This is a genomic window from Amycolatopsis sp. YIM 10 (assembly GCF_009429145.1).
GTDB lineage: Bacteria > Actinomycetota > Actinomycetes > Mycobacteriales > Pseudonocardiaceae > Amycolatopsis.
This window is the reverse complement of the sequence record NZ_CP045480.1, coordinates 1,116,764-1,130,257: the sequence shown is the minus strand read 5'-3', so window position 1 is coordinate 1,130,257 and position 13,494 is coordinate 1,116,764. Positions and strand designations below refer to the sequence as shown.

The following is a 13,494-nucleotide window of genomic DNA, read 5'->3' as shown; positions in this document are numbered from 1 at the left end:
ATCCACGTCGGGCAGACGTGCGTACTTCTGCCCTGAGGATACGCGGGCCGCTCCGGCCCGGCTGGGCGCGGTGAGCCGCTCTTCGCGGGGGGATACCTTGGTCAACACGCTCGGTTCAACAAGTTGCGGTGGCCGCGCATTCCCGGCATAGGCTGCGATCCATGGCTGGCAAGGGCACCCCGGCGACGGCGCTGCTGGTGAAGCAGAAGATCACCCACAAGTTGCACGCGTACGAACATGATCCTCGCCACGAATCGTATGGCGGGGAGGCCGCGGAAATCCTCGGCCTCGACCCGGCGCGGGTGTTCAAGACGCTGGTGGCCGATGTGGACGGAAAGCTGACCGTGGGCGTGGTGCCGGTCACGGGTTCGCTGGACCTGAAAGCCCTCGCCGCGGCGGCCGGCGGCAAGAAGGCCCGCATGGCGGAGGCCGCGGCCGCCCAGCGCGCCACCGGCTACGTGCTCGGGGGCATCTCCCCACTGGGCCAGCGCAGCCGGCTGCCGGTGGTGATCGACGCCTCGGTTTCGCAGTACGAAACGGTGCACTGCTCAGCGGGACGACGGGGCCTGGAAATGGAACTCGCCCCCGCGGACCTGATTCGCCTGACAAACGCGACAGTCGCCCCGATCGCGGCGCCTTGACCCGGCATTGGGGCAAGGCAAGCAGCGCGTCAGTCCAGTGGGCGCAGGACGCGTTCCAGCCATTCCGAGGTGGCACGCGCGACCCCGTCCAAATCGGCGCTGAGGCTGTGGTCACCGGCCAGTACGACGAGTTCGTGGTGCGGACCGGCGGCGGGCACGCCGAACGGGTCCCGCTCCCCCTGGACCACCAGGGTCGGCACCTCGACACCGTCCAGTTCCGGCTGCCGCGTCTTTTCCGGCTTTCCCGGCGGGTGCGTGGGAAAAGCCAGGCACAGCACGGCCACCGCCTGCCCGGCCGCGGCCGTGCGGCAGGCCACCCGCGCGCCCGACGAGCGACCGCCGAAGACCGCGGGCAGGCCGTCGAACTGCCCCTCGATGAGTTCTTCGGCGACGGTCAGCCACGCGTTGTCCAACTGCCGGGCCGGCGCCGGGGCCCGGCGACCGGCCACCCGGTACGGCTGCTCGACCAGCGCCACGTGCACCCCGACGGCCTGCGCCGCCCTGGTCACCACGATCAGGTCCTTCGCGCCGAACCCGCCACCGGCGCCGTGCCCCAGCAGCAGCACGGCCCGGCCCTGCTCGGCGCAGTGCAGTTCGACCCGCGCCGGGCCGTAGTCCGTCTCGATCTGGACGCTGGTCATTTCGACGGCGCGTCGAACAACGCGCCCTCGTCCAGCTCGGCCGACGCTTCGGCGCGCTCGACGTTCTCGGGACCGTTGTTGCGGACGTTGTTGACCCGGCTGGACACCGGCCGCAGCTCCAGGCCGTCGACCAGATCCATTCCCGGCGGCGCCAGCAGCTCCCCGACGTCCTCGCGATCCGGGTCCAGCCAGTTCGACCAGCTGTCCTTGGCCAGCAGCAGCGGCATCCGGTGGTGGATGTCGGCGAGCGGGCCGACCGCGTCGGTGGTCAGCACCGAGCAGGTGATCAGCGGCGGCGCCTCCGGGTCCTCCCGGTCGCGCCAGCTCTCCCAGATCCCGGCCATGACCAGCGTGGACTCGTCCCGCGGGGTCATGAAGAAGGGCTCCTTCTCCTTGCCGGTGCGGCGCCACTCGAACCAGCCGTCGGCCGGGAGCAGGCACCGCTTGCGCGCCAGCGCCTTGCGGAACGCGGGCTTCTCGTGCGCGGTCTCGGACCGGGTGTTGATCATCCGGCTGCCCACCGAGGGGTCCTTGGCCCAGAACGGCACCAGGCCCCAGCGCATCACCCGCAGCGTGCGCACCGCCGGCTCGTCCTCGAGCACCTCGCCGTCGGCGTCACGCGGGTGGCGCTGCACCACCGCGAGCACCTTCTTCGTCGGCGCCACGTTGTGGTCCGGCGACGGAGCGTGACCGGCCGTCTCGTCGACCGCCTCGAACTCCTGCACCAGCTTGGCCGGGTTCTTCGTGGCGGCGTAACGACCACACATCGCGGCCCACCTCCGATCTGCGTTCGGTGTCCGAAGCCATGGTTCCACGGTCGTGACGGCCTTGGCGAGTGCGCCGCGTGACCAGCCCCGGCCCGATGGGGGATCATTCAGCGCACGGCCACCGGGAGAAGGAGATGGGCGATTGAGCCGACGGGATTGGCGCAAGCTGGATGAATCGGACGTCCGCGTCCGCCCTGGCAAGGGCACCCGCCCGCGGAGCAAGCGCCGCCCCGAGCACGCCGACGCCACCACCGCGATGGTCACCGGCGTCGACCGCGGCCGCTGGACCTGCGCGATCGAGGGGGATCCCGAACGCTCGGTGACCGCGATGCGCGCCCGCGAGCTCGGCCGCACGCCGGTGGTGGTCGGCGACTCGGTCGGCCTGGTCGGCGACGTCAGCGGCCGCCAGGACACCCTCGCCAGGATCGTCCGCGTCGACGAGCGCACCAGCGTGCTGCGCCGGACCGCCGACGACACCGATCCGTTCGAACGGGTGGTGGTGGCGAACGCCGAGCAGCTGGTCATCGTCACCGCGCTGGCCGATCCGCCGCCGCGCACCGGGTTCATCGACCGCTGCCTGGTCGCCTGCTACGCGGGCGGGCTCGAACCGCTGCTCTGCCTGACCAAGGCCGATCTGGCCGATCCGGCCGAACTGCTCGCCGGGTACGCCGATCTGGCCGTGCCCGCCGTGGTCACCCGGCACGACGAGGAGCCGGACGCGCTGCGCGAGCGGGTCGATGGCCGGGTCTCGGCGCTGGTCGGGCATTCGGGGGTGGGCAAGTCCACCCTGGTCAACCGGCTGGTCCCGGACGCCGCGCTGGCGACCGGCGTGGTCAGCGCGGTCGGCAAGGGGCGGCACACCTCGGTGGCCGCCATCGCGCTGCCGCTGCCCGGCGACGGCTGGGTGATCGACACGCCCGGCATCCGCTCGTTCGGCCTGGCGCACGTCACCCCGGACGACATCGTGGACTCGTTCGAGGAGTTCACCGAGGCCGCCGAGGAGTGCCCGTCTGGCTGCGGCCACCTCGGCCCGCCGGAGGATCCGGACTGCGTACTGGACGACGTCGTCACGGACGGTGACGCCAAGCCAGAACGGCTCGCTTCACTCAGAAGGCTGCTTGTCTCCCGCGCCGGTCTCGAATCGTGACCTTTAATCCGGCAACCCACCACACTCACTCGCGCGTGTCTGGGACGCTGTAGCCCTACTGGGGGACAAACCACCCAGACGATTACAAGATGTGAGGTATCCGGATGCGCAAGACAGCGCTCGCTGCCAGCGGCTTCGCGCTGCTGCTCGCGCTCACTGCCTGTGGCAGCGAGAGCACGCCGACCACGAACAACACCGCGGCGCCGCAGGCCGACAACAAGCCGGCCTCCTCGCTGTTCAACGACGCCCAGGAACTGGTCCGCGCCGCATCCAGCAAGGCCGACCAGGCCAAGTCGGCGAAGTTCACCATCGAGATGGACATGATGGGCCAGAAGATCTCTGGCTCCGGCCAGGGCTCCTTCGAGGGTGCCAACAGCAAGATGACCATGAGCATGCAGATGATGGGCATGTCCATCGAGATGCGCATGGTCGACGGCGTGGTCTACATGAAGCTGCCCGAGGGCCAGGCGCCCAGCGGCAAGCCGTGGGTCAAGCTGGACGGCGCCGACTCCGCCGAACTGGGCCAGGCGATGAACCAGGCCGAGCAGAGCGACCCGCGCAAGATCCTGGAGATGGTCCAGAAGGCGGGCAAGATCACCAAGTCCGAGCCGGCCACGCTGGACGGCCAGGAGGTCAGCCACTACTTCGTCGACCTGGACCTGAAGAAGGCCGGTGGCATCGGTGGCGCCAGCGAAGCGGACCTCAAGAAGCTCCCGGACGGCGTGGTCGTGCCGATGGAGCTGTGGCTGAACGCCGAGCAGCTGCCGGTGCAGGTCACCATGGACCTTGGCGAGATGATGAAGAAGGCCGCCGAGCAGGCCGGCCAGTCGCTGCCCGGTGGCACCGAGGTCGGCGGCAAGATGACCATGAAGTACAGCGACTGGGGTGCCCCGGTCGAGGTCGAGGCCCCGCCCGCCGACCAGGTCGGGACGATGCCGAAGTAGTCGGTACCGAAACACCGAACGCCCCCGGAGCCGCCTGGCTCCGGGGGCGTTTCCGTGCTCAGCCCATGTGCGGGTAGCGGATGTCCGTCGGCGCGTCGAAGGTCTCCTTGATCGCGCGCGGGCTGGTCCACCGCTGGAGGTTGAACATCGAGCCCGCCTTGTCGTTGGTGCCAGACGCCCGCGAACCGCCGAACGGCTGCTGGCCGACGATCGAGCCGGTCGGCCGGTCGTTGACGTAGAAGTTGCCCGCGGTGAACCGCAGCGCCTGGTGCGCCTGCTGCACGGCCGCACGGTCGTCGGCGAACACCGCGCCGGTCAGCGCGTAGGGAGCGGTCCGGTCGGCGAGTTCGAGGATCCGCGCGTACTCGGCGTCCGGGTAGACGTGCACCGCCAGGATCGGGCCGAAGTACTCGGTGGCGAACACCTCGTGCGACGGGTTGTCCGAAACCAGCACGGTCGGTTCGACGAAGTAGCCGATCTGGTCGTCGCAGTTCCCGCCGACCAGCACCTCCAGCTCCGCGTCACCGTCCACACTGGACAGCAGATCCCGGTGCTTGGCGAAGGCGCGCGCGTCGATCACCGCACCGCCGAACAGCGACAGGTCGGTGACGTCGCCGTACTTCACCGTGCGCGTCACGTCGGCCAGCCGCTCGCGCAGTCCACCGTCCCAAAGGGACCGTGGCAGGTACGCGCGCGAAGCGGCGGAGCACTTCTGGCCCTGGTACTCGAAAGCGGCCCGCACCAGCGCGGTGACCAGCTTGTCCGGATCGGCCGAAGAGTGCGCGACCACGAAGTCCTTGCCGCCGGTCTCCCCGACGATGCGCGGGTAGGCGCGGTAGGTGTCCAGGTTCTCCGCGATCCTGCGCCACAACAGCTTGAAGGTGGCGGTGGACCCGGTGAAGTGCAGCCCGGCGAAGTCGGGGTCGGCCAGCGCGACCTCGCTGACCGCGCGCCCGTCCCCGGTGACCAGGTTGATCACACCCGGCGGCAGCCCGGCCTTCTCGAACACCTCCATGGTGTAGTGCGCGGCCAGCTGCTGGGTCGGCGTCGGCTTCCACACCACGGTGTTGCCCATCAGCGCCGGGCTGCTGGGCAGGTTTCCCGCGATGGCGGTGAAGTTGAACGGGGTGATCGCGGTGACAAAGCCGTCCAGCGGGCGGTACTCCATCCGGTTCCACGCGCCGGGCACCGAGATCGGCTGCTCGGCCAGGATCCGGCGGGCGAAGTGCACGTTGAAGCGCAGGAAGTCGATCAGCTCGCAGGCGGCGTCGATTTCGGCCTGCTGCACCGATTTCGACTGCCCGAGCATGGTCGCCGCGTTGAGCGTGTCGCGGTAGGGCCCGGCCATCAGGTCGGCCGCGCGCAGGAACACCGCGGCCCGCTCGTCGAAGGGCAGCTCGCGCCAGCCCGGCGCGGCCTCCTTGGCCGCGGTCACCGCATCGGCGACGTCCTCGTTGGTGGCGTTCGCGGAAACCCCGAGCACGTGCGCGTGGTCGTGCGGCTGGACCACGTCGAAGGCTTCACCGCCGGCGAACCGGCGCCGCCCGCCGATGGTCTGCGGTAGCTCGTGCTTCTCACCCTCCAGCTCGGCGATCCTGCGCTGCAAGGACTCCCGCTCGCCGCTGCCGGGCGCGTAGGTGTGCACCGGTTCGTTGACCGGATGGGGAACGGATGTCACCGCGTCCATGTCTTGCTTCGCCTCCTGTGGTTTCTCGGGCCGGACGGGCGCCTTGTGGGCGCGGTGCCCATCCTGGCACGGAAACCGTGGTCAAAGCAGTTCGAGCAGGAAGGGCAACTCCTGTGGGGCATACCAGGCCAGTTCGTGGTCTTCGGCCTCGCCCAGGGCGAATTCGGCGTCGTCGTCCCCGAGGTCGGCGGCGTCGATCACCGCGGCGGCGGCCACCACGGCGGCCTCGGCCTCGGCGGTGTCCACGTGCACGGCGGCGATCTGCGCCATCTCCACCGGACCGGAGATCCGCACCACGGCGGCGTCGAGGTCCGGCCGCGGCGTGGCCTGCTCGACGTCGGCCGAGACCACCACGCGCCGCGGCGGGTTCTTGTCGTCGGCGTCCTGCTCCGCGGCGATCAGCCGCAGCGAGGCCCTGGCCGCGTCCAGCAGCGCGGCGTACTCCAGTTCTTCGGTGTCACCGCTGGTGTAGGACTCGCGCAGGGCCGGGGTCAGCGCGAAACCCGTGCCACTGAGCGGGGCGAACCGCCCGTCCTCGACCAGTCGGCGCAGCGTGCCGATCGTCGCCGGCAGGTAGACCCTCACCAGTCCGCTCCTCTGAGTTCTTCCAACGCCTCTTCGATCATCCCGCCGAGCAGGTCCACGTCGTACACCGCCTTGCGATCCCCGTTCAGTCCGAAGTAGACACCCCCGTGGTAGGAGGTGACCCCGATCGCCAGTGCCTGGTTCTTCGCCAGCGGCAGCACCGGGAACATCTCGGCCATTCTCGCCGGACCGGCGTAGAGCGGCACCTGCGGACCCGGCGAGTTGGTGATGACCAGGTTGAAGAACCGCCCGGAGAACGAGTTCGCCGCCCTGGCGCCCAGCGAGTGCAGGGTGGCCGGGGCGAAGCCGCCGAGCTTGAGCAGCGTGCGCGCGGCCACCGACCGGCCGGAGTCCAGGTGCGCGGACATCGCGTGGCCGATGTGCTGCAGCCGCAGCACCGCGTTCGGCTCGCCGACCGGCAGGTCGACCAGGTAGGCCGCCACCTCGTTGCCGACCAGCCCGGCCGAGGAGAACTCGGTTTCGGCGTCGCTCACCGCCAGCGGGACCAGCGCGCGCACGGTGGAGTCGGAGGTGAGCGCGGACCCGCGCGAGAGCAGCCACTCCCGCAGCGCGCCCGCCACCACCGCGAGCACCACGTCGTTGACCGTGCCGCCGTGCTCGGAGCGGACCTTGCGGAAGTCCTCCAGCCGGGTGCGCACCACGGAGAACATGCGGCCGCCGGAGACCGGCGCGTTCAGCGGCCCCTCCGGCGCGGGTCGCGCGACGCTGCGCAGCGTCGCGGCCACCCCGCTGATGGCCTCGGTGACCTTGCCGACCGTGGCCACCGCGTCCTTCGCGGCCACCAAGGCCGTGTTCACCAGTTCGGTCGGCCGCTGCACCGTCTCGCTGACCGCGTCGAGCACCAGCTGGGTGCGGCTGGGCTGGCGGCGCGGGGTCCAGGTGTCCTCGAACTCCTCCGCTTCGGCCGCCACGTCGTCCAGGATCAGCTGGCCCAGCTCGATGGTGCCGGTGCCGTCGACCACCGCCTGGTGGGTCTTGGTGACCAGCGCGACCCGGTCGCCGGACAGGCCCTCGACGAAGTAGACCTCCCAGAGCGGGCGCTCCAGCGCCAGCGGGCGCGAGACCAGCCGCGCGACCAGGTCGAACAGCTGGTCGTCGGTACCGGGAGCGGGCAGCGCGGACCGGCGCACGTGGTAGTTCAGGTCGAAGTCGACGTCGTCCACCCAGACCGGCCTGGCCAGGTTGCCCGGCACGCCGACCACGCGCTGGCGGTACCGCGGCAGGTAACCCAGCCGCTGGCCGATCAGCGCGAGCACGTCGGTGTAGTCGAACCCGGTGCTCGGCCGTTCGAAGACCGCGACACCGCCGACGTGCATCGGCGTCACCGGGTCCTCCATGAAGAGGAAGGACGCGTCGAGCGCGGACAGGCGGTCTTGCATGCGGTGATCCTGGCACACCCTGTTCTAATGCTCTCGTGCGTGAGTCGAATTCAGCGGTGTCACCGAAGGACCGGTTCCTGACCGTCTACGGGCGCAAACCCGTGCTCGAGGCGCTGGCCGACCCCGCACTGGAAGTCGACAAGGTGATCCTGGCCGACACCGCGCGCGGTCCGGCGGCCACCGAGATCCAGCGCGCGGCGAAGGCGGCCGGGGTGCCGGTCCAGCGGGCCAGCGCGCACCGGGTGAAGGTGCTGGCCGGCAACGGCAAGCAGGACCAGGGCGTGCTCGCCGACGTGGTGGCGCCGCGCATGCGCCCGCTGCACGCCGCGCTGGACGACCGAGTGCCGCCCGGACGGCTCCTGCTGCTCGACGGCATCACCACCCCGGCGAACGTGGGCATGATCCTGCGCACCGCGACGGCGGCGGGTGTCGGCGGCATCGTGGTGCCTCGGCGGGGCGTGGCCGCGCTGGACCCGCTGGTGGTGAAGGCGTCGGCCGGGGTCGCGTTCCGGGCGCCGGTACTGCGCTGCGGCAGCGCCGACGAGGCCGCCACGCTGCTCACCGAGGCCGGGTACGCGGTCTACGCGCTGGGCACCGGCCGGCGTGCGACGTCGATTTTCGACGCGTCCCTGCCGGAGCGCGCGGTTTTTGTGCTCGGCGGCGAGACCGGCGGGGTGAGCGAGGCCGTCGGGGAGCTGGCGACGGGCTGGCTGTCCATTCCGATGCCGGGTGAGGTCGAATCGCTCAACGTGTCGGCCGCGGCGGCGGTGCTGTGCTTCGAACTGGTGCGCCGGTCACGCTGAGCTCTCGGCGAACAGGGCGTCGAGTTCCAGCAGCGTGGCGTTGACCGAGGTGTGGTGCACGCCGACCATGCCCGCGGCGACCGCGCCGCGCACGTTGCCCGCCGAGTCGTCGACGAAGGCGCAGTGCTCGGGTGGCAGGCCGATGCGGTCGGCGGTGAGCAGGAAGACCCGCTCGTCCGGTTTCGCGACGCCGACCTCGCCGGAGAACACCAGCGCGTCGAAGAACGGCTCCAGCCGTCGCTTGGCGGGCCCGGAGGCGCCGGGCGCGTTGGACAGCAGCGCGGTTTTGACGCCGCGGTCCCGGAGGAGGTCCAGCGCCTCGAAGAGGGCGGTGGCATCGGGGTCGGTGAGCACCCCGGCGTAGTCGAGCACCAGTCCGCGCAGCATGGTCCACCCTAGCCCGTCACCGGGTCGGGCGATCTTGGACCGGATTCGGCCGCCCCGCCGCTCTACGAGGCGACGCGGCTGACGTGGCCGCCATGGACCTGGGGAGCGACCCTGTGGATCTCAGACCGCTGAACGCGCCGGAGGCGGCTCGCCACCTGCACGCGGTACCGGCCCAACTGGAGCTGCCGATCTTCACCGGCGGTGGCGGCACCGGGCGGGCCCGGCCCGGCCCGCCGGTGCCCGGCAGGCGGACCTTGGAGCGGATGGTCACCGCGATCCTGGAGCTGTGCTGCGGCCGCCGGGCGCGGGCGCAGCTCCGGCCGCTGCTGCGCCCGGACGTCTACGCGAAGCTGACCGCGGTGATCACCCCGCGGTACGCGCTGGTGAACTCGGTGCAGGCCTGTTTCCCTCATGCGGGCGTCATCGAAGCCTGCGCCACGGTCTCCGGGGGCACACGCCCCATCGCCGTCGCGGCTCGCTTCGAGGCAACCCCGGACGGGTGGTGGTGCGTCGCCTTCGACCTGATCGGGGTGCCGGACACGCGGAACCAGCCACGCCACGTGGGCTGACCCCGCTGCTCGGGTGGCCACGCACCTGACCCGCGTGAGGTGCGTGGCCCCCGCTTCGGCCGCCTCCCACTGGAAGCACGGCTCGGTTCAGCCTGCCCGCAATCGCCGCGTGGGCAGCCTTCGGAAGAGGCGGCTCGCATTGGCATGCCCGCAACCGCCCGCGCCCCGCCCGTCGGAGGCGACTCGGTTCGGGCTGTCCGCAAGCGCTTGCACTCCCGATCGTGGGGAGCGCGGGTGGCTTTGGCCTGCCGCGAACCGCTTGTGCCTCAACGGTCGGGAGCACTGGCCGCTTCAGGCCTGCCCGCAAGTACCTGTACGACCAGCCGCCGGAAGCACGGCTCGGCTCAAGCTGCCCGCAAACCGCCTGCCCGGCCGGCCCCCGGAAACGCGGCTCAGCTCAAGCTGCCCGCAAACAGCCCGCCCCACCAACCCCCGAAAGCACGGCCCGGCTCAGGCCGCCCACAAACCGCCTGCCCGGCCAACCCCCGAAAGCACGGCCCGGCTCAAGCCGCCCACAAACCGCCTGCCCGGCCAACCCCCGAAAGCACGGCCCGGCTCAAGCCGCCCACAAACCGCCTGCCCGGCCAACCCCCGAAAGCACGGCCCGGCTCAAGCCGCCCACAAACCGCCTGCCCGGCCAACCCCCGAAAGCACGGCCCGGCTCAAGCCGCCCACAAACCGCCTGCCCGGCCAACCCCCGGAAACGCGGCTCAGCTCAGGCCGCCCGCAAACCGCTGACCGGCCAGTCGCTGGGAGCGCGGGCTGCCGCAGCCGCCGGTGGGCCCGGCCGTGGGGGTGCGGAGTGCGCAAGCGCTTGCGCGGGGGCGGGGGGCGGGCCTGCTTGTGCCCTGCCAAGGCGGCGCGGGCGGCATCGGCCACATCTGGAAACAGGCGTGAACGGCGAAGGCCACGCACCCGGGTGGGGTGCGTGGCCTTCGGCGGTTCTGGGACGGGTTAGCGGCGCGGGCCCTTCTTGCCCTTCTTCGCCTGGGCGCGGGCGGCCGCCCGGCGCTCGCGGCGTGTGCCGCCGGTGGTGTCGTCGCCGTCGGCAGGGGTGTCGCCGTGGGATTCGACGCCGCCGTCTTCGGCGGGGCCCGAGTAGGTCAGGCCGCGCTGGGCACCGCCGCCGTCGAGGCCCTTGCCCCGCAGGGCGGCGGGCACCGGGTCCGGCTTCGGCTGCGGCGGGACCGGCTGCGCGTGCCGCCCGTTCTCCCGCGGCGCGGCCCCGTTGCCCCCACCGGTCGGCAGCGGCACCGGCAGATCGGTGGCCGGCTCCGCCGCGGGCGGCGGGTCCTGCCGCTCGACCTGCAGGTTGAACAGCAGCCCGACCGCGTCCTCCTTGAGCGCCTCGACCATCCGGTCGAACATGTCGAAGCCCTCACGCTGGTACTCGATCAGCGGATCGCGCTGGGCGACCGCACGCAGGCCGATGCCCTCCTTGAGGTAGTCCATCTCGTAGAGGTGCTCACGCCACTTGCGGTCCAGCACCGACAGCATCACCCGGCGCTCCAGCTCACGCATCGCGCCTTCGCCGACGGTGGCGTCGATGTCCGCCTCACGCCGCTCGTAGGCGGCGTGGATGTCCTCGACCAGCGCGTCACGCAGCGACTCGGCGTCCAGGTCGTCGGTGTCCTCGGCGAGGTCCTCCCACTGCACGCTGACCGGGTACAGCATCTTCAGCGCGGTCCACAGCTTGTCGTGGTCCCAGTCCTCGGCGTACCCCTCGGCGGTGGCCTCGTTGACGTAGGCGGTGACCACCTCGGAGAGCATGTTCGTCACCTGGTCGCGCAGGTCCTCGCCCTCCAGCACCTTGCGACGACGGTTGTAGATGACCTTGCGCTGCTGGTTCATCACCTCGTCGTACTTGAGGACGTTCTTGCGGATCTCCATGTTCTGCTGCTCGACCTGCGTCTGCGCGCTCTTGATCGCCTTGGAGACCATCTTGTGCTCGATCGGCACGTCGTCCGGCAGCCGCATCGTGGTCATCACGCGCTCGACCATTGTCGCGTTGAACCGCCGCATCAGCTCGTCGCCGAGCGAGAGGTAGAACCGCGACTCACCCGGGTCGCCCTGACGACCGGACCGGCCGCGGAGCTGGTTGTCGATGCGGCGCGACTCGTGCCGCTCGGTGCCGAGCACGTAGAGCCCGCCCGCCTCGCGGACCTCCTCGGCCTCGGCCTTGACCTCGGCGTTGACCTCTTCGAGCACCTTCGGCCAGGCGGCCTCGTACTCCTCCGAGTGCTCCACCGGGTCGAGCCCGCGCTGGCGCAGCACCTCGTCGGCGATGATGTCCGGGTTGCCGCCGAGCACGACGTCGGTACCACGACCGGCCATGTTGGTGGCCACCGTGACCGCGCCCTTGCGCCCGGCGCGCGCCACGATCAGCGCCTCCCGGTCGTGGTACTTCGCGTTCAGCACCTCGTGCGGAACCTGCAGCTTGAGCAGCAGCTTCGACAGGTGCTCGGACTTCTCCACGCTGGTGGTGCCGACCAGCACCGGCTGGCCCTTCGCGTGCCGCTCGGCGATGTCCTCGGCGACCGCCTCGAACTTCGACTCCTCGGTCTTGTAGATCAGGTCGGGCTGGTCGGCGCGGACCATCGGCCGGTTCGTCGGGATCGGCACCACACCCAGCTTGTAGGTCTGGTGGAACTCGGCGGCCTCGGTCTCGGCGGTACCGGTCATGCCGGCGAGCTTGTCGTAGAGGCGGAAGAAGTTCTGCAGCGTGATCGTGGCCAGCGTCTGGTTCTCGGCCTTGATCTCGACGCCTTCCTTGGCCTCGATCGCCTGGTGCATGCCCTCGTTGTAGCGACGACCGGCCAGGATTCGGCCGGTGAACTCGTCGACGATCAGCACCTCGCCGTTGCGGACGATGTAGTCCTTGTCGCGCTTGTACAGCTCCTTGGCCTTCAGCGCGTTGTTCAGGTACCCGACCAGCGGGGTGTTGGCCGCCTCGTAGAGGTTGTCGATGCCGAGCTGGTCCTCGATGAACGAGACGCCCTTCTCGGTGACACCGACGGTGCGCTTGCGGATGTCCACCTCGTAGTGCACGTCCGGCTTCATCAGCGGCGACATCCTGGCGAACTCGACGTACCAGCGCGAGGACTGGTCCGCCGGGCCGGAGATGATCAGCGGGGTCCTGGCCTCGTCGATCAGGATCGAGTCGACCTCGTCCACGATGGCGAAGTTGTGCCCGCGCTGGACGCAGTCGTTGATGTCCCACGCCATGTTGTCGCGCAGGTAGTCGAAGCCGAACTCGTTGTTCGTGCCGTGCGTGATGTCACAGTTGTAGGCCGCGCGGCGCTGCTCCGGGGTCATGTCGGAGAGGATCACGCCGACCTCGAGGCCGAGGAAGCGGTGGATGCGGCCCATCCACTCGGCGTCACGTTTGGCCAGGTAGTCGTTGACCGTGATGACGTGCACGCCCTTGCCCGCGATGGCGTTGAGGTAGGCGGGCAGCACCTGGGTCAGGGTCTTGCCCTCACCGGTCTTCATCTCGGCGACCTGGCCGAGGTGCAGTGCGGCGCCGCCCATCAGCTGGACGTCGAACGGCCGCTGGCCGATCACCCGCCAGGCGGCCTCGCGGGCCACCGAGAAGGCCTCCGGCAGCAGGTCGTCGAGGGATTCCCCGTTGGCGAACCGCTCGCGGAACTCGCCCGTCTTCGCCTGCAGCTCGGCGTCCGGAAGGTTCTTCACGTCGTCTTCGAGGGTGTTGATGTGGTCCGCGATGTGCCGCAGGCGCTTGACCATCTTGCCCTCGCCCGCGCGGAGCAGGCGGTTCAGAACCATCTCAGGAGACCTCACTATGACTATGCGTACTCGGGGGTCGGGGGGTTGCCCGCCCACCATCGTAGGGAACAAGCCCGTGCCAGCGCACGCACCGCCGTACGAAAGATGCTGCTCGGACAGGCCGACGGCCCGCACGC

General features: G+C 70.6%; 12 protein-coding genes. 5 read left to right on the top strand and 7 right to left on the bottom strand.

Translation table 11 applies throughout. The features are described from left to right. Positions 1-161: 161 nt before the first annotated feature. Positions 162-641, top strand: a complete 480-nt coding sequence (ybaK, locus tag YIM_RS05585; protein ID WP_153029308.1) for a Cys-tRNA(Pro) deacylase — start codon at positions 162-164, stop codon at positions 639-641. 29 nt (positions 642-670) lie between these two features. Here ybaK and YIM_RS05580 read toward each other — a convergent pair whose 3' ends face one another. Continuing rightward, the gene (locus YIM_RS05580) at positions 671-1,282 is read right to left on the bottom strand and encodes an alpha/beta family hydrolase (protein WP_153029307.1); all 612 of its coding nucleotides are present in this window, start codon (positions 1,280-1,282) and stop codon (positions 671-673) included. Continuing rightward, positions 1,279-2,049: an SOS response-associated peptidase gene (locus YIM_RS05575; protein WP_153029306.1), complete on the bottom strand. Its 771-nt coding sequence runs from the start codon at positions 2,047-2,049 to the stop codon at positions 1,279-1,281. Before YIM_RS05575 ends, YIM_RS05580 begins: the two co-directional genes overlap by 4 nt. Positions 2,050-2,191: 142 nt before the next feature. On the opposite strand from YIM_RS05575, the gene rsgA reads away from it, so the two are divergent. Together rsgA and YIM_RS05565 are read left to right on the top strand one after the other, a co-directional pair. Further along, a complete protein-coding gene (rsgA, locus tag YIM_RS05570) occupies positions 2,192-3,196 on the top strand; it encodes a ribosome small subunit-dependent GTPase A (RefSeq protein WP_153029305.1) in 1,005 nt (334 codons plus the stop codon). Between the two features lie 104 nt (positions 3,197-3,300). Beyond that, positions 3,301-4,140, top strand: a complete 840-nt coding sequence (locus YIM_RS05565) for a hypothetical protein (protein WP_153029304.1) — start codon at positions 3,301-3,303, stop codon at positions 4,138-4,140. 58 nt (positions 4,141-4,198) lie between these two features. Here the strand turns inward: YIM_RS05565 and pruA are convergent, their stop codons facing one another. From pruA to YIM_RS05550, 3 genes are all read right to left on the bottom strand, one after another. Beyond that, a complete protein-coding gene (gene pruA / locus YIM_RS05560; protein ID WP_153029303.1) occupies positions 4,199-5,827 on the bottom strand; it encodes an L-glutamate gamma-semialdehyde dehydrogenase in 1,629 nt (542 codons plus the stop codon). Between the two features lie 81 nt (positions 5,828-5,908). Continuing rightward, a complete protein-coding gene (locus tag YIM_RS05555; protein WP_153029302.1) occupies positions 5,909-6,412 on the bottom strand; it encodes a hypothetical protein in 504 nt (167 codons plus the stop codon). Next, positions 6,409-7,812 (bottom strand): wax ester/triacylglycerol synthase family O-acyltransferase, encoded by a 1,404-nt coding sequence (locus YIM_RS05550; protein WP_153029301.1) that lies wholly within the window; start codon positions 7,810-7,812, stop codon positions 6,409-6,411. Before YIM_RS05550 ends, YIM_RS05555 begins: the two co-directional genes overlap by 4 nt. A 35-nt stretch (positions 7,813-7,847) precedes the next feature. Between YIM_RS05550 and YIM_RS05545 the strand changes: the two genes are divergently transcribed. Beyond that, positions 7,848-8,615 carry an RNA methyltransferase gene (locus YIM_RS05545; RefSeq protein ID WP_194240049.1) on the top strand — a complete coding sequence of 256 codons (768 nt, stop codon included), beginning with the start codon at positions 7,848-7,850 and terminating at the stop codon, positions 8,613-8,615. Here the strand turns inward: YIM_RS05545 and YIM_RS05540 are convergent. Further along, entirely contained in the window at positions 8,607-9,002 is a 396-nt protein-coding gene (locus tag YIM_RS05540) for an HAD-IA family hydrolase (protein WP_153029299.1), read from the bottom strand. The two genes, YIM_RS05545 and YIM_RS05540, sit on opposite strands and share 9 nt — an antisense overlap. Before the next feature lie 113 nt (positions 9,003-9,115). Between YIM_RS05540 and YIM_RS05535 the strand changes: the two genes are divergently transcribed. After that, entirely contained in the window at positions 9,116-9,571 is a 456-nt protein-coding gene (locus YIM_RS05535) for an Rv3235 family protein (protein ID WP_153029298.1), read from the top strand. A gap of 954 nt (positions 9,572-10,525) precedes the next feature. Here YIM_RS05535 and secA read toward each other — a convergent pair. Further along, positions 10,526-13,357, bottom strand: a complete 2,832-nt coding sequence (secA, locus tag YIM_RS05530) for a preprotein translocase subunit SecA (protein WP_153029297.1) — start codon at positions 13,355-13,357, stop codon at positions 10,526-10,528. Positions 13,358-13,494 lie beyond the last annotated feature (137 nt).